Source organism: Rhizobium sp. AN6A, assembly GCF_900215635.1.
In the GTDB taxonomy this organism is placed as follows: Bacteria; Pseudomonadota; Alphaproteobacteria; order Rhizobiales; family Rhizobiaceae; genus Agrobacterium; species Agrobacterium tumefaciens.
In genome coordinates, this window is record NZ_OCNC01000004.1 from 2,670,563 (window position 1) to 2,687,763 (window position 17,201).

The window sequence follows — 17,201 nt, forward strand, 5'->3', positions numbered from 1 at the left end:
CTTTCGCCAGGCAAGATTACTCAGCGTCGGCCTCAGTGGCCTTCTTCTTGGCCGGAGCCTTCTTCTTCGGAGCGGCTTCTTCGCCTTCGGCGGCGTCGTCAGCCTTGGCAGCAGCCTTTTTCTTGGCAGGTGCCTTCTTCTTGGTTTCCGTGGCTTCTTCGCCGTCGTCAGCCAGCAGCTCTTCCTTGGAAACGGTCTTGTCCGTTACCGAGATTTCCGTGAGCAGCTTGTCGATAACCTTTTCTTCGAAGATCGGAGCGCGCAGCGAAGCGGAAGCGCCGGGGGTGTTGCGGAAGAAATCAAGGATTTCCTTCTGCTGGCCGGGGAACTGCTGCAGCTGCTGGAACAGCGCGCGCTGCATTTCTTCTTCGGTCACTTCGACGCCGGCCTTTTCGCCGATTTCGGAGAGAACGAGGCCGAGACGAACGCGGCGTTCAGCGAGCTTGCGATATTCTTCGCGGGCTTCTTCTTCCGTGGTGTCTTCGTCAGCGAAGGTCTTGCCGGACTGGGCGAGATCGGTGTTGATCTGGCGCCAGATGTTGTCGAATTCGGCATCGACGAGGCCAGCCGGCGTGTCGAACTTGTACATTTCGTCGAGCTGGTCGAGAATCTGACGCTTGACCTTCTGGCGGGTTACGTTGCCGTACTGGCTTTCGATCTGGCCGCGAACGATTTCCTTCAGCTTTTCAGCCGATTCGAGACCGAGCTTTTCCGCCAGTTCGTCGTTGATTTCAACAGCAGCGGCAGCAGCAACTTCCTTGACGGTGATGTCGAAGTTGGCTTCCTTGCCTGCGAGGTTCGCAGCCGGGTAGTCAGCCGGGAAAGTCACGGTGATGGTCTTTTCGTCGCCAGCCTTGACGCCAACGAGCTGGTCTTCGAAGCCGGGGATGAAGCGGCCCGAACCGAGAACCAGTTCAGCGTCTTCAGCAGCACCGCCATCGAAGGCTTCGCCGTCAACCTTGCCGAGATAGTTCATGGTGACGCGGTCGCCTTCGGCGGCCTTGCCCTTCTTGGCTTCAAAGGTACGGGCGCTCTCAGCGATCTTGAGGATCTGCTCGTTGATTTCGTCTTCGGAGACTTCAACAACTTCGCGGGTAACCTTGATGCCGTCATTGGCCTTCAGTTCGATGGCCGGAATGATTTCGTAAGCAACGGTGAATTCGAAATCGGTTTCAGCCGAAAGGATCTTTTCGGCTTCCTGCTCGTCTTCGGTCATGGAGATGGCCGGCTGCGTTGCAGACTTCTCACCGCGGCTGGAGAGGATTTCGGAAGGCTTTTCACGAACCAGCTCGTTGACGAGGTCGGCCATGATGGACTTGCCGTACATCTTCTTCAGATGGCCCATCGGCACCTTGCCGGGACGGAAACCGTTGATGCGAACCTTGTCCTTGGCGTCAACTAGGCGCTCGTCCAGACGGGCCTTCATGTCGGCAGCCGGGATAACGACCTTGAGTTCGCGCTTCAGGCCTTCAGCCAGCGTTTCGATAACCTGCATTTTCTCAAACCTTCACATCATGGCGGCGGTGCTCAGACAGCCGTTGGTTTACTTTCGAGCACTGCGCCGGAAACGTCGTTCCCCGGCCGTGGCTTCCATTATTTCTTCACACAAGCGCCTGCCGGACAAAATTGCGCTCGCGCCGGAGACAAGGGCGCGAAGGGGATGATGAACCCCAAAGCTCCCTGCATCACTAAGGATGCACTCTGGCACAAGCGTGGCACAGCCATGCTTTACTTGTGGTGCGGGTAGAGAGACTCGAACTCCCACGCCGAAGCGTTGGTACCTAAAACCAATGCGTCTACCAATTCCGCCATACCCGCACGTTGGGCGGCGGTATGTCACAATGTTCTGGAAGGGTCAAGCACGCCTTATCGCCGCGTCCCGTTTCGCCCGGACTTTTCTTGGGTCCCCGCCCCAGCCGCAAAAGCCGGCCGGTACGTTCTTGCCGTTTCGTGCCCGCATGAAAGGGAACGGCGCGCCCGCAGACGATGACACGAGGGGCCGCAAAACTGCGCACGCCGTCTCCCTCTTTCCCGTCCCGCTTCACATGTCCCGACAGGAAAAACGCGCAACATTTATGCGGCTACATGACATTATATATAGGACATGCCGCCCGTCATTTTACGAGAATGCGCGCCTCCAGCCGAATCCCTTATACGAACGACCTTTGCATCCCCATCCTTGCCTCTGCCCTGCCCGACCCCTTGTATTCAGCCGAACCGCACGGCTTGGCAGCGACAGATGCCGCCAAGTTCACTAAAAGCACACAAATTGGTCACAAATTATGCAGTAACCGCCGCAATTGGGGTCATTTACCGGCTTGCTTTGCGTTCCATGCATAGGTGGCATCTTGCTTTGTCTGTTTTTGTTTTTATTAAACCGATTATATTCATGGTCATACAGAGATCGAGTTCAGCCCCGAGCCTAATCCTCCCAAGACGGGCCGGAAATGCTGGACAGCACGAAGAGGAAGATGACAATGAACATTACACGCTCGCTCACCAACTGGCGCAAGTATCGTCAGACCGTAACCGAACTCGGCCGCATGACCGACCGCGAACTGAGTGACCTCGGCATTGGCCGTCAGGACATCCGTCGCGTCGCACGCACCGCCGTCGGCATCTAATACGCTTCGCCGCTTGAAGCGGCGGATGCGAGACGACCCTCCCAAAAGGCCAGAGGCTCCCGCCTCCGGCCTTTTTTTCGTTCTGGCACCCTCTCGGGATCGAGCCGCGCCGCCCCACCGGCATGTGCGCGTGACAAACAGATGAAAAATGCATCGATTAGGCGGCTGCATCCGGCATGTCTGGAGAGTCCGAACGCCCTTCAAGCACCGCTGAGGGGAGCAAAAAGCCGGTCCAACGCCGCCAATGGCCGCAAACCCCTTCAAAACCGCCCGATAGACAGGCATTTCCGCTCATATTTTGCTCATACGGTAGTCAAAGCCGCAAATTTAGCCGACATAGTGCACAAATGCATGGCAGTCGCCTAAATTCTGCACTGCACAACATGGCTCAATGTCTATATATAAAACCTCAACAGCCGAGAGCACAGAAACACTGAGCCGGCCGACGAAATCAAAGAAAGATTGAGGAAACGATCATGAACCCTATCCGCATCGCAAAGAACTGGATCTCCTACCGTCGCACGATCAACGAACTTGGCAGCCTGTCCAACCAGGCCCTGAGCGACATCGGCCTGACACGTTACGACATCCGTAACGTAGCTTCCCGTTCGTTCCGCTAAGGCGTAAAAGATCGTCCCGCTGCCCGACCTCCAGGGCGCGACGATTGAGCGACAGGTAAAAGAAAGCGGCGCCTCTGGCGCCGTTTTTGATTCTGGCGGTATTCGCCGGAGATTTTCCCCGGTTGATGGCTAAAAAACATCGGCATGGCACTCCGGCGCCACACGGTGCCCGCGGGCGCTAGTCGATTGTTGTTTCTAGCGACACTCCTCTCCCGTCACGCCGGGCCTGATCCGGAATGACGGAGGAAGTTGGGGCTTATAAAACGCGGCGATCCCCCAGGTTGAATTGCACGTCAACAACGCAAGACGAGATCGCCAATCACATTCAGCCGGCTTACAAGCATAGAGACCACATTCCCTCCGCCCCAATCATCCCACCCGCAAAACCATTTGGCTGTCGCAGCCATGCATGGTAGTGCATCGCCCTGAAAACGCGTCCTTCGGGACCCGCGTGAAGCAATCACTCGAAAGACAGCCGCCGGAGGGGAGCTTTTGCCCCCACGCGGCCTATGGGCGCCAGCATGCAAGACAAGACCTATTCTCCCATTCACGTCGTGGGCGGCGGACTGGCCGGTTCGGAAGCCGCCTGGCAGATCGCTGAAAGCGGCGTTCCCGTCATCCTGCACGAAATGCGCGGCGTGCGCGGCACGGAAGCGCACAAGGGCGATACGCTGGCGGAACTGGTCTGTTCCAACTCCTTCCGCTCCGACGATGCGACCGCCAATGCAGTGGGCGTCATCCATGCGGAAATGCGGCTTGCCGGCTCGTTGATCATGGCCTGCGCCGACAGGCATCAGGTACCTGCCGGCGGCGCGCTTGCGGTCGATCGCGACGGATTTTCTCAGGCCGTAACGGACCGGCTCGAAAGTCACCCGCTGGTGACGATCCTGCGTGAAGAGGTTTCCGGCCTGCCGCCCAAGGAATGGGGCAGCAGCATCATCGCCACCGGCCCGCTCACCTCGCCGGATCTGGCGGCGGCGGTTCAGGCCGAGACGGGTGAGGATGCCCTGGCATTCTTTGACGCCATTGCCCCCATCGTGCACCGCGACAGCATCAACATGGATATCTGCTGGTACCAGTCGCGTTACGACAAGGTTGGCCCCGGCGGCACGGGCAAGGATTACATCAACTGCCCGATGAACGAGGAGCAATATAACGCCTTCATCGATGCGCTGATCGCCGGCGACACGGTGGGTTTCAAGGAATGGGAAGGCACACCCTATTTCGACGGCTGCCTGCCAATCGAGATCATGGCTGAACGCGGCCGCCAGACGCTGCGCCACGGCCCTATGAAACCGATGGGCCTGACCAACGCCCATAACCCCACCGTCAAGGCCTATGCCGTTGTCCAGCTTCGCCAGGACAATGCGCTCGGCACGCTTTACAACATGGTGGGTTTCCAGACCAAACTGAAATACGGCGCGCAGGCGGATGTATTCCGCATGATACCGGGTCTAGAAAATGCGGAATTCGCCCGTTTGGGCGGCCTGCACCGCAACACCTATATCGATTCCCCCGTCCTGCTCGATCCATCGCTGAAGCTGAAATCCCGGCCTAACCTGCGTTTTGCAGGCCAGATCACCGGCTGCGAGGGTTATGTGGAAAGTGCCTCCGTCGGGCTTCTGGCTGGCCGCTTCGCCGCTGCTGAACGGAAAGGCGAAGCCCCGAGCCTGCCGCCCGCGACCACCGCGCTCGGTTCACTTCTCAACCACATCACCGGCGGCCATCTTTCCTCGAATGATGAGCCGGGCAAACGTTCCTTCCAGCCGATGAACATCAATTTCGGCCTCTTCCCGGAACTGGAGCCAGGCTCCATCGTCAAGCCGGAAGGCGTGAAACGTTTTCGCGGCAAGGATAAGACAATCATGAAACGCCAGCTCGTTGCAGCGCGGGCGTTGAGGGATTGTGCGACGTGGCTTGGCGTGGAACACGTCGCAACGGAACAAGAGAGCGACGCAACGCCATAGGCCCTGCCCGCATCTATCAGCCAAAATAAAGGGGCGTGTTTCCGCACACCTGCTTTTCATTTCGGGTCACCGGATTTTGCCTTGCCCGGCCAGCCGCGCTCGGGCAAAACCTTTTACTTCGCACATTAAAAGACTGAGGAGATAGAATATGGACGTTCGCGCCGCAGTTGCCATTCAGGCAGGAAAACCGCTTGAGGTCATGACCGTTCAACTCGAAGGTCCCCGCGCTGGCGAAGTGCTGGTCGAGGTCAAGGCGACCGGCATCTGCCACACCGATGATTTCACCCTCTCCGGTGCCGATCCCGAAGGTCTGTTTCCGGCCATTCTCGGCCATGAGGGCGCCGGCATCGTTGTTGATGTCGGACCCGGCGTCACCTCGGTCAAGAAGGGCGATCATGTCATCCCGCTCTACACGCCGGAATGCCGCGAGTGCTATTCCTGCACATCGCGTAAAACCAATCTCTGCACCTCCATCCGCGCCACCCAGGGCCAGGGCGTGATGCCTGACGGCACCTCGCGCTTCTCGATCGGCAAGGACAAGATCCACCACTACATGGGCTGCTCGACCTTCTCGAACTTCACCGTCCTGCCCGAGATCGCCCTTGCCAAGATCAATCCCGATGCGCCCTTCGACAAGGTCTGCTATATCGGCTGTGGCGTGACGACAGGTATCGGCGCCGTCATCAACACCGCCAAGGTGGAGATCGGCTCGACGGCAATCGTCTTCGGTCTCGGCGGCATTGGTCTCAACGTTCTGCAAGGCCTGCGTCTTGCCGGCGCCGACATGATCATCGGTGTCGACATCAACAATGACCGCAAGGCCTGGGGCGAGAAGTTCGGCATGACCCACTTCGTCAACCCGAAGGAGGTGGGCGACGACATCGTGCCCTATCTCGTCAACATGACGAAGCGTAATGGCGACCTGATCGGCGGCGCGGATTATACGTTCGACTGCACGGGCAATACCAAGGTCATGCGCCAGGCGCTGGAAGCCTCGCATCGCGGCTGGGGCAAGTCTGTCATCATCGGGGTTGCGGGTGCGGGCCAGGAAATCTCCACGCGTCCGTTCCAGCTGGTCACCGGCCGCAACTGGATGGGCACGGCCTTCGGCGGCGCGCGTGGCCGCACCGACGTGCCGAAGATCGTCGACTGGTACATGGAAGGCAAGATCCAGATCGATCCGATGATCACCCACACGATGCCGCTTGAAGACATCAACAAGGGCTTTGACCTGATGCACAAGGGCGAGAGCATCCGCGGCGTCGTGGTCTATTGATCGGCTGACAAAAAAGGCAGGCGCGCACCGCGCGTCTGCCATATGAATTGACCGACCTTTCCGCTTACAGCCGTGCCGATTAACGGGACGGTAAATCTATCGTCGTATGCCGATATTGCGCGGTGGAGTTGAAAAATCTCTCCCTGCCCGAAACGACGCCAGACAGCGGGAGCGACCTCTGAAAACCGTACCGATCGACAACGGAAACCGCGTCGCTGCCGTTGCACTTCTGACGAAAGGTTTTCCGGAAAAGAGCGAGGCCTTCTGGGCGCTCGGCGTGTCCCTTATAAGCGACCATCATCAGCGGCAGGATCTCGGTCCCATCGGGCAATTGCTGATGAAGGGCGACGATGCCGTTGGCGTTCTTCTGACGATACGAAGCCGCCTGCCCGAGACCGGCAGGACAGTCGTCAATCTGTCCAGCTGGTATGTCGAACCTTCCAGCCGGTGGTTTGCACCACGCATGCTGCAAATGGCGACATCCTCCGACGAAGACATCTTCACCGATCTCACCCCGTCTCCAGAAGCCTGCAAGCTGAACGAGAGACTGGGGTTTACAACGGTGACGAATTGCACGCTTTTTTATCCCCTGCCTTTAAAGGCATTCGGCCCGGCCAGGGCGCGGCTGCGCCCGCTTGCCGAAGTGCCGCAGGGCACGCTGTCTGCCGCCACGCGCGACATGCTGGAAGATCATGCGCGTTTCGGCTGCATCGTTGCGGTCATGGAGGCGGATGGCAGCCATTATCCGCTGGTGTTTTTAAAAACCATAACCAAAAGGCTGCCCTCCGCCCGCCTCATCTATTGCGAGGACAGGCAAGTCGCCCAGAGGCACATTTCGGCAATAGCCCGCCATCTTCTTGGCAAAGGCCGGCTTGCATTGACCATGGCGGCTTCCGATGAGAAGCGAGACGCCGGCGGATTTGCCATGCTCAAATTCTCGCCAATACAAGTAAAGGGAGCATGGAACCCACGGTTTATTAACGAAACATATTCAGAATTGGTGTTATTGCCACCCTGGGTATTGGGACGCTCTTAAAAGACGCGCGCTTAAACCTTGCCTGAAAAGAAGAAAATGCGCTTCGGCCGAGACTAGTCCCGACTGCGCGAACGAGCGGAGAATAAGCATGCTTTCAGCGAAACCTAGGGAAGTTGATGTTTCCGAGACCATCTATTCCTACCTCTCGCAGCGTTTTCCGGCTCATGCCCCGTTTTCCGCAGATACGCAATTGCTCGAAGGCGGTGTGATCGATTCGCTCGGTTTTCTCGAACTGATGATCTTTCTCGGCGAAGGTTTCGGCATCATTCTCAATGATGAACATTTCACCCCGGAAAATCTCAGCACGCCGGCCGATCTGATTGCCTTCGTCACGCAGGAACGGCGCAGATGACAACCCACATCCTGCTGCACCACCTGCTCACCGCGCGGGCGGAAAGCGGCGATGAGGCGCTTGTCTACAAAGATAAATCACTGAGCTATCGCGAATTTTCCGAAGCGGCCGCACGTTGCGCGGCGGCATTGCAGGAGGCAGGAACGGAGCGCGGCGACCGCGTCGTCATCTTCCTGCCGCGCGGCATCGAGGAATGCTGGTCGATCTTCGGCGTGAGCATGGCCTCCTGCGTCTTCGTGCCGGTCAATGCACTTTTGAAGGCGCAGCAAATCCGCCATATCGTGGCGGATTGCGGTGCAAAAATCGTCATCAGCAGTGCTACGATGATGGATGAGCTGAACGCAGCTGTGGAAGACCTGCCCGAGGTCACTGTACTGCTGGCGGAACAAGTCGACCGCCGCCCGCCCGTGCCTGCCAAAGTCTCGCCGGCAATTGGCGAGGACCTTGCAGCAATCCTCTACACATCCGGCTCCACCGGCTCGCCCAAGGGCGTGATGCTGTCGCACCGTAATCTTCTGGCCGGAGCGCGTATCGTGCGCACCTATCTGGAGATCACCGGAAAAGACCGCATTCTCTCCATTTTGCCCTTCAGTTTCGATTACGGCCTGAACCAGCTGCTGACGGCGGTGGAACAGGGTGCGACCACTGTTATCTCCACCTTCAGGCTCGGCGACGACATTGTCAGGGACTTGCGCGACCATGCCATTACCGGACTTGCCGGCGTGCCGACTGTCTGGGCGATCCTGACAAGGGCCGCGCCGTTGCTGGCGAAGACGCCGCTGCCGCAGCTGCGCTACATCACCAATTCCGGCGGACGCGTGCCGCAGGAAACCGTGAGGGCGTTGCGCGAAAAGCTGCCGGACACCAAAATCTACCTGATGTATGGCCTCACCGAAGCCTTCCGCTCGACTTTTCTGCCGCCTGATGAAATCGACCGCCGCCCGACATCCATCGGCAGGGCCATTCCGGAATGTGAAATCTTCATCATCACCGCCGAGGGACAGAGGGCAAAACCGGGCGAACCCGGCATTCTCGTCCATCGCGGCCCGACCGTTTCGCTTGGTTACTGGAACCGGCCGGAAGATACCGCCAAGGTGCTGCGCCCTCACCCATTCATTCCGGCTGCACGCGGTGGCGAGACCGTGTGTTATTCCGGCGATCTGGCAGTGGAAGACGAGGACGGCTTTTTCAGCTTCGTTGCCCGCAACGATGCGATGATCAAATCGTCAGGCTATCGCATCAGCCCGACCGAGGTGGAAGAAAGCCTGATGTCGACTGGCCTTTTCCAGCAGGTCGCCGTTATCGGCCTGCCTGACCCCTTTGCGGGCGAGAAGGTGCATGCCGTGGCAACCGCCGCCAACGAGAATATCGATACTTCGGTAGCGCTCAAGAAAGCCGCCGAAATGCTCGCCCCCTTCATGATCCCGCGCGCCATCGAACTGGTCGACCGGCTTCCGGTCACGGCCAATGGCAAGGTGGATTACCGCGCGTTGGTGCGCGAACGGACGGACAATGGCGCCCACGGATAGACCCCAAAGCCACGGCCCTGCCCTTGCGGCCGCGCAATTCGCAGTCAACGAAAACGATCTTGTCATCGGCGGCCGTGCCGTGCGCGATATCGTCACCGAGACCGGAACGCCGTGTTTCCTTTATGATGCCAGCGCCATGCGTCGCGCTTATCGGGATCTCGCAACCGCGCTCAGCGGCTTTGCCGATATCTACTATTCGGTGAAGGCCAATCCTCTGCCCGCCATCATTTCGCTGTTCCGCAACGAAGGCGCTGGCGCGGAAATCGCCTCAGTCGGCGAATATCGCGCCGCCATCAAGGCAGGTGTGCCATCGGCAAAGATCATCTTTGCCGGTCCCGGCAAACGCCAGGCCGAATTGCTTGAGGTGATCGAGAGCGGCATCGGCGAAATCCATATCGAAAGCGCCGAGGAAATTGCCCGTATCGAAGCGATCGGCAGAGAGGTCAAGGCCTCGATACGCATCAACCCGGTGCCGGATGCGCAGGCCGGCGCCATGCGCATGGGCGGCAAGGCCACCGCCTTCGGTTTTGACGAGGAAGAACTCGGCAACGTCCTGCCGCTGTTCAGGGACACCAGGCACATCGATCTCGTCGGTGTCCATATTTACGGTGGCACGCAAATCCTCGATGCCGACATGCTTGTCTCCCAATGGAGACACTCCATTTTGCTTGCGGCGCGCATAGCCGAAATGCTCGGCAGGCCACTTGAAACCATCGATCTCGGCGGCGGTCTCGGCATCCCCTATTTCGCCGGAGAAACGCCGCTCGATCTTGCAACGGTCAGCGCCGCCATTCCCGACCTCAAGGCCTTGATGCAGGAGCATCCGCTGATCGCCGATGCCCATGTCATCGTCGAACCCGGCCGCTTCCTCGCCGGTCCCGGCGGCATCTATGTGGCGGAAGTCAATTCGGTAAAGACCTCGCGCGGCAACACCTTCGTGGTGACGGATGGCGGCATGCACCACCATCTGGCAGCCTCCGGCAATCTCGGCCAGATCGTCAAGCGCAACTACCCCATCATCGCACCGGCCATGATGCAGGCAGACTATGAGGAAACGTCAACCATCGTCGGCCCGCTCTGCACGCCGCTCGACACGCTGGCCCGAAATGCAGTCCTGCCGAAGCTGAAGGCTGGCGATCTCCTCGCAATTCTGCAATCGGGCGCCTATGGCGCAAGTGCCAGCCCCGTGGGTTTTCTAAGCCATCCGGCGGCGAAGGAAGTGCTGGTTGAGGATGGTGCGTTTGAGGTGATAGGGCGCTGAGGATGTGTGGTCGCGAAACCCGTAGCCGGCTTTCCTAAGGGCACACTTTTGGCTGCTTACCTCGGAGCCTCCTCCAACCTCCCTCATTCCTGTGCTTGTCACAGGAATCCAGTCGACGCACGTCCGTGCGGCGGGAAGAGTCTTATCAACCCAAGGACTTGGGCTGGCTGGATTCCTGTGACAAGCACAGGAATGAGGGAAGTGAGTGTCGTCGCCGATAAAGCAAGCCTAACCCCACGCAACGTACCGATCACCGCCGCAACAACCTGTCCCCAACCGCAAACTTGGATTTCAGCAGACACTCATCATATTCCGCCTCGGCATCCGAATCGAAAACGATGCCGCCGCCGACGTTGAAGACCGCGCGGCCGTCATCGAACAGGGTCAGCGTGCGGATCGCCACCGAAAAGCGCATTTCACCAGCAGGAGACATGAAGCCGATCGCGCCGCAATAGGCGTCGCGCGGCGTCTGTTCCAGTTCGCGCAGGATCTTCATCGCCCACATTTTCGGCGCGCCGGTCACCGAACCGCAGGGAAACAGCGCCGTAAAAATATCCTCCACCGTAACGTCAGGCAAAAGCTTCGCGCGCACATGGCTGACCATCTGGTGCACGGTTGGATAGGTCTCGATATCGAACAGTCGCGGCACATGGAGGCTGCCGACCTCGGTGATGCGGGAAATATCGTTGCGCAGGAGATCGACGATCATGCGGTTTTCGGCAAGCGTCTTCTCATCCTCAAGCATCGCCGCGATGATTGCCCGGTCCTCTTGCGCATTCGCGCCGCGCGGCGTCGTTCCCTTCATCGGATGGGTTTCGATGAAACCTTCGCCGTCCACCGAGAAAAACAGTTCCGGTGAGCGCGACAGGATCACCGGTCCACCGAGATCGACCAGCGCGCCATATTTGACCGGCTGGCGCTCAACCAATGACCAGAAGGCCGTGAGCGGATCGCCGCTCCAGCGGGCATGAACGGGCATCGTCAGATTGCCCTGATAACAGTCGCCGCGACGCAGATGCCCGTGCAGCCGCTCAAAGCGCTGGCAATAGTCTTCAAGGCTCCATGCGGGTGCGGGATCGGATAGAAATGCATCCGCATCCGGCAGACTTTCGGGCCGCGCAAATCGCCCCTCATCCGGTTGTGGGCCGGAAAAGACGCCGAAGCGAAGGAACGGCACGTTGCGAGGCTCGGCAGCAAAGTCCGCAAGCTTCGGCTCGAACAGGAAACCCGCCTCGTAGGACATATAGCCAGCAAGGTATTTCCCGGCGCGGCGCAGCTGCTCCATCCGTTTCAGCGCCGCGAAAAACGCCTCTGGCTCATCCGCGACGATGATCTCCTCCGGCTCGGTGAAGGCTGTCACCGTGCCGGTCGTGTCATCCCGGAAAAGAACGTAAGGCGCATGTGCCAAGGAAAGCGTCCGAACAGGAGAAAGGGTCGGGAAAAATCAGATCGGGTCTATGTCGCCCCGCGCCCACATCTCTATGGTTTCCGCATAAAAATCAGCGAAACGGCCTTCCTCGATCGACTTGCGGATACCCTGCATCAGCTCCTGATAATAGGCAAGATTGTGCCAGGATAGCAGCATGCCGCCCAGCGCCTCGTTGGAGCGCGTGAGATGATGCAGATAGGCGCGGGAATAATCACGCGAGGCCGGGCAGTTTGACTGCTCGTCGAGCGGCCGCATATCCTCCGCATGGCGGGCATTGCGGATATTGACCCTGCCGCGACGGGTGAAGGCAAGACCATGACGGCCGGAACGGGTCGGCATCACGCAGTCGAACATGTCGATGCCGCGCGCCACCGATTTCAAGATATCGTCAGGCGTACCGACGCCCATCAGGTAACGCGGCTTTTCGGTGGGCAGCACCGGCAGTGTGATGTCGAGCATGCCCAGCATCACATCCTGCGGCTCGCCCACGGCAAGACCGCCGACAGCGTAACCCTTGAGATCAAGCTGCTTCAGCCCTTCGGCGGAGCGAATGCGCAGGTCCGGCTGGTCGCCGCCCTGCACGATGCCGAACATGGCCTTGCCGGGCTGCTCACCGAAAGCGACGCGGCAGCGTTCCGCCCAGCGCAGCGACATTTCCATGGCGCGCTCGATTTCCTTGCGCTCGGCCGGCAACGCGATGCATTCATCGAGCTGCATCTGGATGTCCGAATCAAGCATGCCCTGAATTTCGATCGAGCGTTCCGGCGACATATGGTGCAGCGAACCGTCCACATGACTCTTGAAGGTCACACCCTTCTCGTCCAGCTTGCGCAGGCCTGAAAGCGACATGACCTGGAAGCCGCCGCTATCGGTGAGGATCGGATGCGGCCAGCGGATAAGCTCATGCAACCCGCCAAGCCTTTCCACGCGCTCCGGGCCGGGCCGCAGCATCAGGTGATAGGTATTGCCGAGAATGATATCGGCCCCCAGCTCGCGCACCTGGTCGAGATACATGGCCTTGACGGTGCCGACAGTGCCAACAGGCATGAAGGCAGGTGTGCGGATGACGCCGCGCGGCATGGCGACTTCGCCAAGGCGGGCGCCGCCGCTCGTGGCTTTCAGGGTAAAGGTGAATTTGTCGTGCATCAGTTCTTCCGGAACAACAGGCTGGAATCGCCATAGGAATAAAAACGGTATCCGGTTTCGATGGCATGCGCATAAGCGGCACGCATCGTCTCGAGACCGCAAAAAGCCGAAACGAGCATGAACAGCGTCGATTTCGGCAGGTGGAAATTGGTCATCAGAATATCAACCGCGCGGAAACGGTATCCGGGCGTGATGAAGATGCCCGTCGCGCCCGACCATGGCTGAATGACGCCATTCTCATCAGTGGCGCTTTCGATAAGCCGCAGCGAGGTGGTGCCGACAGAAACGATCCGCCCGCCGCGCGCCTTGACGGCATTGAGCTTTGCCGCAGTCTCCTGCGAAACATGGCCGATCTCGAAATGCATCTTGTGATCGTCGGTATCGTCGGCCTTAACTGGAAGGAAGGTGCCTGCCCCAACGTGAAGTGTCACGAAATGCCGCTCGATGCCGGCTTCGTCCAGCGCCGCAAACAGATCGGGCGTGAAATGCAGGCCGGCGGTGGGTGCGGCAACGGCGCCCTTCTCGCGGGCATAAATTGTCTGGTAATCGGTCTGGTCCTGCGCATCTTCCGGGCGCTTCGCGGCAATATAGGGCGGCAAAGGAATATGGCCGACAGACGCGATCGCCTCGTCCAGAACCGGGCCGGAAACGTCGAAAAGCAGAGTGATCTCGCCCTCCTCACCCTTTTCCTCGACGGTGGCCTCCAGATGGGCAAGGCCGCAGGCATTGTCGCGCTCATAACCGAAACGGATGCGGTCACCCTGCTTGATACGCTTGCCGGGCCGCGCGAAAGCCTTCCAGCGCGACTGGTCGGCGCGCATGTGCAGCGTGGCTGAAACTGCCGTTTCAGGCGCACCTTCGCGCAGCCGCACGCCTTCAAGCTGGGCTGGAATGACGCGGGTGTCGTTGAACACCAGCGCGTCGCCGGGCTTCAGGAAGGAAGTCAGGTCGGATACGATGCGGTCTTCCATGTGGTCCGCATTCGGATCGACCACGAGAAGACGCGCACTATCGCGCGGGTTCGCAGGACGAAGCGCGATATTCTCCTCGGGCAGATCGAAATCGAACAGGTCTACACGCATTGCAAGGGCTCTCGAAATATCAAAACCCGCCCTGCATGGCATGGGGCGGGTGGTGGTTGATGACAAGGCTCCCGACTACACTCGACGTCATCCTCGGGCTTGTCCCGAGGATCTAACGACGTTGACGTTGTGGATCGTTAGATCCTCGGGACAAGCCCGAGGATGACGTCTGAGAGGTTGGCGCCATCATCAATGTGAAACGCCCCGCAGTTTCCTGCGGAGCGGGTAAACACTTTATACGCTATTATCAGGCCGCCGAAGCGAGCTTCATCGAAACGATCGAATCGGGGTCCTTCACAGGCTCGCCGCGCTTGACCTTGTCGATGGCTTCCATGCCTTCGATGACCTGGCCCCACACGGTGTACTGCTTGTTCAGCCACGGTGAATCGGTGAAGCAGATGAAGAACTGCGAGTTGGCGGAGTTCGGGCTCTGCGAACGGGCCATCGAGCAGGTGCCGCGAACGTGCGAAATAGCCGAGAATTCAGCCTTGAGGTCAGGCTTCTCGGAGCCGCCCATGCCGGCGCGGGCCGGGTTGAAGCTTTCCGAACCCTTCTTGCCGAACTTCACATCGCCCGTCTGGGCCATGAAGTCTTCGATGACGCGGTGGAACACGACGCCGTCGTAAGCGCCTTCCGATACCAGTTCCTTGATACGGGCAACGTGGCCCGGAGCAACTTCCGGAAGCAGCTGGATCACGACCTTGCCGGTCGTCGTTTCCATGATGATGGTGTTTTCCGGATCCTTGATCTCGGCCATGATTATTCTCCTCTGTTCGGGCTCTATTGCCCTACCTTACTTCTTGCCGACGGTGACCTTGATCATCCGGTCGGGGTTGGAAACTTCGCCATTGCCGCCGGCGCCGCGCTTGATCTTGTCCACGGCTTCCATGCCGGACACGACCTTGCCGACCACGGTGTACTGGCCGTTCAGGAACGGACCGTCGGCAAACATGATGAAGAACTGCGAATTGGCGGAATTCGGATCGCTGGAACGGGCCATGCCGACGACGCCGCGCGTGAACGGTGTCTTGGAGAATTCTGCCGGAATGTCGGCCATGTCAGAGCCGCCGGTGCCGGCGCGCTGGGCGCTGAAGCCCTTCTCCATGTTGCCGTACTGCACGTCGCCGGTCTGCGCCATGAAACCGTCGATGACGCGGTGGAAGGCCACGTTGTCATAGGCGCCCTTTTTCGCCAGCGCTTCAATCTGCGCCACGTGCTTGGGCGCGACTTCCGGCATCAGTTCGATGACGACGGGGCCGTCCTTCAGCTGGACGGTCAGGAATTCGGCAGCCGAAGCGAAGGTGCTGGCGGCAAGCGCGCCCGCAAACAGGGCGCCGGCAAAGGCAAATCGAACGAGTTTCATTGGATTGGCTCCGGAATGTGAGGCTGAAGTCAGCGCTTCAGCTTGGCGTTGAGGGCTTCAAGCACGGCTTTGGGAACGAAGGCATCCACATTGCCGCCCATGGCGGCGATCTGCCGGACCAATGTGGCTGTAATGGGTCGCGACGACGTACCCGCCGGCAGGAACACGGTCTGTATATCAGGTGCCATCTGGCGGTTCATGCCGGCCATCTGCATTTCATAATCGAGATCGGTGCCGTCTCGCAGGCCGCGCAGAAGAAGGCGCGCGCCATGCTGGCGGGCTGCATCGACGACCAGATTGTCGAAGGAAACGACCTCAACGCGCGCCGCCTCACCGGGCAGGCTTTCGGAAAGTGCCCGGCTTATCAGCGTCGCCCGCTCCTCAAAGCTGAACAGCGGTGCTTTTCCGGGATGGATACCGACGGCGACGATGACTTTGGACGCCACGTTCAGCGCCTGGATAAGCACATCCAGATGTCCGTTGGTCATCGGATCGAAGGATCCTGGATAAAAGGCAATCGTCATATCGCTCTCAAGTGGTGGGCGTTATGTGCCGCCTTTTGTCATGGAGATGGGCGCGGCGCAAGACTTTTACAACCCGGACGCTCTCCCGGTGCGGTCTGAACAACGGATGAATGCGCCGTTCAGTGCGGTTTCAGGGCTCATTTATATAAATACACGGCATCGGGAAACCGAAATGCCCCTCACCTCGTTAAGCCCCCGGAGAAATGAAAATGCTGGCCTTTATGATCGTCTTTTCGGTCATCGCATCATTCGCAGCCGAGTATCTTTTCCTCGAATGAGGCCAGTCGACGGTTTCCTGAACGCCAGATGAACAAGCCATTCAAGGAAGTTTCACAGGCGCGATGCTAATCGATTTTTAAGGTTGACGCGGAACATGATTGGACGTGGCGCGTTAATATCAAACCAAAGGAACAGACAGATGTTTGTAAGAGAAAAACAGTCTACTTCGGCGAAAATCAGCGTCATCAGCACCGCCTGGACAGTACTGGTCATCGCAATGGTAGCAACAACGTTTAGCCTTTATGATCAGAAGCCTGCCGCACAGGGACCGGACTATCCACAGATGACCGCCCGCTACCAGTCCATGACCTATTACTGATGAGGAACTAGGATTTCCTCGCTACCCACGGAGATGATATCATGTTTACATTCCTGACTCTGCTTCTTGCCCTGATCAGCATCATGTTCGTGACATCAATGATCTCCGCAGTCGCCGAGATGCGACGGGAAGACGAGGAATTCAAGGCCTCGGTGAGACGCAACCGCGCGTTCTAACCGCAACCATCAGGCCTAGCCGCCTTTCATAAGATGATTCTCCGCAACCGCCTGGACGCTCCGGGCGGTTTTATTTTGCCGCCTTAAGGGCCAATATGGCGAGGATGAACGCGTAAAAACCTTGCCCCAATCACATAAGCGTTTTCAAAACCCCGTTTTTCCAAGGCAAATTCCCTTCAATTTCCCATTGGATTGATTTAAGGAACGCCGATACGTTG

17 protein-coding genes and 1 tRNA gene are annotated in these 17,201 nt (G+C 58.8%); 10 read left to right on the forward strand and 8 right to left on the reverse strand.

The features are described 5' to 3' along the window. Positions 1 to 16: 16 nt before the first annotated feature. Positions 17 to 1,495, reverse strand: a complete 1,479-nt coding sequence (gene tig / locus CRO62_RS25740; RefSeq protein ID WP_003515514.1) for a trigger factor — start codon at positions 1,493 to 1,495, stop codon at positions 17 to 19. Positions 1,496 to 1,735: 240 nt separating this feature from the next. Then, positions 1,736 to 1,818 (reverse strand) — tRNA-Leu (locus CRO62_RS25745). A gap of 659 nt (positions 1,819 to 2,477) precedes the next feature. Between CRO62_RS25745 and CRO62_RS25755 the strand changes: the two genes are divergently transcribed. The 8 genes from CRO62_RS25755 (at position 2,478) to CRO62_RS25790 (ending at position 10,665) form a co-directional block, all read left to right on the forward strand. Then, on the forward strand, positions 2,478 to 2,624 hold the full coding sequence (locus CRO62_RS25755; protein WP_013636249.1) for a DUF1127 domain-containing protein: 147 nt from the start codon (positions 2,478 to 2,480) through the stop codon (positions 2,622 to 2,624). 476 nt (positions 2,625 to 3,100) lie between these two features. Then, positions 3,101 to 3,244 (forward strand): DUF1127 domain-containing protein, encoded by a 144-nt coding sequence (locus CRO62_RS25760; protein ID WP_003515516.1) that lies wholly within the window; start codon positions 3,101 to 3,103, stop codon positions 3,242 to 3,244. A gap of 509 nt (positions 3,245 to 3,753) precedes the next feature. Further along, positions 3,754 to 5,211 carry a methylenetetrahydrofolate--tRNA-(uracil(54)-C(5))-methyltransferase (FADH(2)-oxidizing) TrmFO gene (trmFO, locus tag CRO62_RS25765; RefSeq protein WP_179784630.1) on the forward strand — a complete coding sequence of 486 codons (1,458 nt, stop codon included), beginning with the start codon at positions 3,754 to 3,756 and terminating at the stop codon, positions 5,209 to 5,211. 148 nt (positions 5,212 to 5,359) lie between these two features. Continuing rightward, positions 5,360 to 6,487 (forward strand): S-(hydroxymethyl)glutathione dehydrogenase/class III alcohol dehydrogenase, encoded by a 1,128-nt coding sequence (locus CRO62_RS25770; RefSeq protein WP_025593598.1) that lies wholly within the window; start codon positions 5,360 to 5,362, stop codon positions 6,485 to 6,487. Positions 6,488 to 6,764: 277 nt separating this feature from the next. Next, entirely contained in the window at positions 6,765 to 7,523 is a 759-nt protein-coding gene (locus CRO62_RS25775) for a hypothetical protein (protein ID WP_179784666.1), read from the forward strand. 88 nt (positions 7,524 to 7,611) lie between these two features. Beyond that, a complete protein-coding gene (locus CRO62_RS25780) occupies positions 7,612 to 7,875 on the forward strand; it encodes an acyl carrier protein (protein ID WP_097102743.1) in 264 nt (87 codons plus the stop codon). Further along, a complete protein-coding gene (locus CRO62_RS25785; RefSeq protein ID WP_097102745.1) occupies positions 7,872 to 9,404 on the forward strand; it encodes an AMP-binding protein in 1,533 nt (510 codons plus the stop codon). The genes CRO62_RS25780 and CRO62_RS25785 overlap by 4 nt, the downstream gene beginning before the upstream one ends. Further along, positions 9,388 to 10,665 (forward strand): type III PLP-dependent enzyme, encoded by a 1,278-nt coding sequence (locus CRO62_RS25790; RefSeq protein WP_179784631.1) that lies wholly within the window; start codon positions 9,388 to 9,390, stop codon positions 10,663 to 10,665. Before CRO62_RS25785 ends, CRO62_RS25790 begins: the two co-directional genes overlap by 17 nt. Positions 10,666 to 10,915: 250 nt before the next feature. On the opposite strand, the gene CRO62_RS25795 is transcribed toward CRO62_RS25790, so the two are convergent. The 6 genes from CRO62_RS25795 to coaD form a co-directional block, all read right to left on the reverse strand. Beyond that, positions 10,916 to 12,073, reverse strand: coding sequence for an aminodeoxychorismate synthase component I (locus CRO62_RS25795; RefSeq protein ID WP_097102747.1), 1,158 nt, complete (start codon positions 12,071 to 12,073; stop codon positions 10,916 to 10,918). A gap of 36 nt (positions 12,074 to 12,109) precedes the next feature. After that, the gene (tgt, locus tag CRO62_RS25800; protein WP_097102749.1) at positions 12,110 to 13,240 is read right to left on the reverse strand and encodes a tRNA guanosine(34) transglycosylase Tgt; all 1,131 of its coding nucleotides are present in this window, start codon (positions 13,238 to 13,240) and stop codon (positions 12,110 to 12,112) included. Further along, on the reverse strand, positions 13,240 to 14,322 hold the full coding sequence (gene queA / locus CRO62_RS25805) for a tRNA preQ1(34) S-adenosylmethionine ribosyltransferase-isomerase QueA (RefSeq protein ID WP_097102751.1): 1,083 nt from the start codon (positions 14,320 to 14,322) through the stop codon (positions 13,240 to 13,242). Before queA ends, tgt begins: the two co-directional genes overlap by 1 nt. A gap of 247 nt (positions 14,323 to 14,569) precedes the next feature. Continuing rightward, positions 14,570 to 15,079 carry a peptidylprolyl isomerase gene (locus tag CRO62_RS25810; RefSeq protein ID WP_003515547.1) on the reverse strand — a complete coding sequence of 170 codons (510 nt, stop codon included), beginning with the start codon at positions 15,077 to 15,079 and terminating at the stop codon, positions 14,570 to 14,572. 36 nt (positions 15,080 to 15,115) lie between these two features. Continuing rightward, on the reverse strand, positions 15,116 to 15,685 hold the full coding sequence (locus CRO62_RS25815) for a peptidylprolyl isomerase (protein ID WP_097102753.1): 570 nt from the start codon (positions 15,683 to 15,685) through the stop codon (positions 15,116 to 15,118). 29 nt (positions 15,686 to 15,714) lie between these two features. Continuing rightward, positions 15,715 to 16,209: a pantetheine-phosphate adenylyltransferase gene (coaD, locus tag CRO62_RS25820; protein WP_003515552.1), complete on the reverse strand. Its 495-nt coding sequence runs from the start codon at positions 16,207 to 16,209 to the stop codon at positions 15,715 to 15,717. A 418-nt stretch (positions 16,210 to 16,627) separates the two neighbouring features. On the opposite strand from coaD, the gene CRO62_RS25825 reads away from it, so the two are divergent. Beyond that, positions 16,628 to 16,807, forward strand: a complete 180-nt coding sequence (locus CRO62_RS25825; protein WP_003515553.1) for a hypothetical protein — start codon at positions 16,628 to 16,630, stop codon at positions 16,805 to 16,807. 41 nt (positions 16,808 to 16,848) lie between these two features. Then, positions 16,849 to 16,983, forward strand: coding sequence for a hypothetical protein (locus CRO62_RS27750; RefSeq protein ID WP_003515556.1), 135 nt, complete (start codon positions 16,849 to 16,851; stop codon positions 16,981 to 16,983). Positions 16,984 to 17,201: the final 218 nt, after the last annotated feature.

Bases quoted from the DNA above. Each gene is read 5' to 3' on its own strand.
- tig (WP_003515514.1), bottom strand. From the start codon at position 1,495: ATGCAGGTTATCGAAACGCTGGCTGAAGGCCTGAAGCGCGAACTCAAG.
- CRO62_RS25755 (WP_013636249.1), top strand. From the start codon at position 2,478: ATGAACATTACACGCTCGCTCACCAACTGGCGCAAGTATCGTCAGACC.
- CRO62_RS25760 (WP_003515516.1), top strand. From the start codon at position 3,101: ATGAACCCTATCCGCATCGCAAAGAACTGGATCTCCTACCGTCGCACG.
- trmFO (WP_179784630.1), top strand. From the start codon at position 3,754: ATGGGCGCCAGCATGCAAGACAAGACCTATTCTCCCATTCACGTCGTG.
- CRO62_RS25770 (WP_025593598.1), top strand. From the start codon at position 5,360: ATGGACGTTCGCGCCGCAGTTGCCATTCAGGCAGGAAAACCGCTTGAG.
- CRO62_RS25780 (WP_097102743.1), top strand. From the start codon at position 7,612: ATGCTTTCAGCGAAACCTAGGGAAGTTGATGTTTCCGAGACCATCTAT.
- CRO62_RS25785 (WP_097102745.1), top strand. From the start codon at position 7,872: ATGACAACCCACATCCTGCTGCACCACCTGCTCACCGCGCGGGCGGAA.
- CRO62_RS25790 (WP_179784631.1), top strand. From the start codon at position 9,388: ATGGCGCCCACGGATAGACCCCAAAGCCACGGCCCTGCCCTTGCGGCC.
- tgt (WP_097102749.1), bottom strand. From the start codon at position 13,240: ATGCACGACAAATTCACCTTTACCCTGAAAGCCACGAGCGGCGGCGCC.
- queA (WP_097102751.1), bottom strand. From the start codon at position 14,322: ATGCGTGTAGACCTGTTCGATTTCGATCTGCCCGAGGAGAATATCGCG.
- CRO62_RS25810 (WP_003515547.1), bottom strand. From the start codon at position 15,079: ATGGCCGAGATCAAGGATCCGGAAAACACCATCATCATGGAAACGACG.
- CRO62_RS25815 (WP_097102753.1), bottom strand. From the start codon at position 15,685: ATGAAACTCGTTCGATTTGCCTTTGCCGGCGCCCTGTTTGCGGGCGCG.
- coaD (WP_003515552.1), bottom strand. From the start codon at position 16,209: ATGACGATTGCCTTTTATCCAGGATCCTTCGATCCGATGACCAACGGA.
- CRO62_RS25825 (WP_003515553.1), top strand. From the start codon at position 16,628: ATGTTTGTAAGAGAAAAACAGTCTACTTCGGCGAAAATCAGCGTCATC.
- CRO62_RS27750 (WP_003515556.1), top strand. From the start codon at position 16,849: ATGTTTACATTCCTGACTCTGCTTCTTGCCCTGATCAGCATCATGTTC.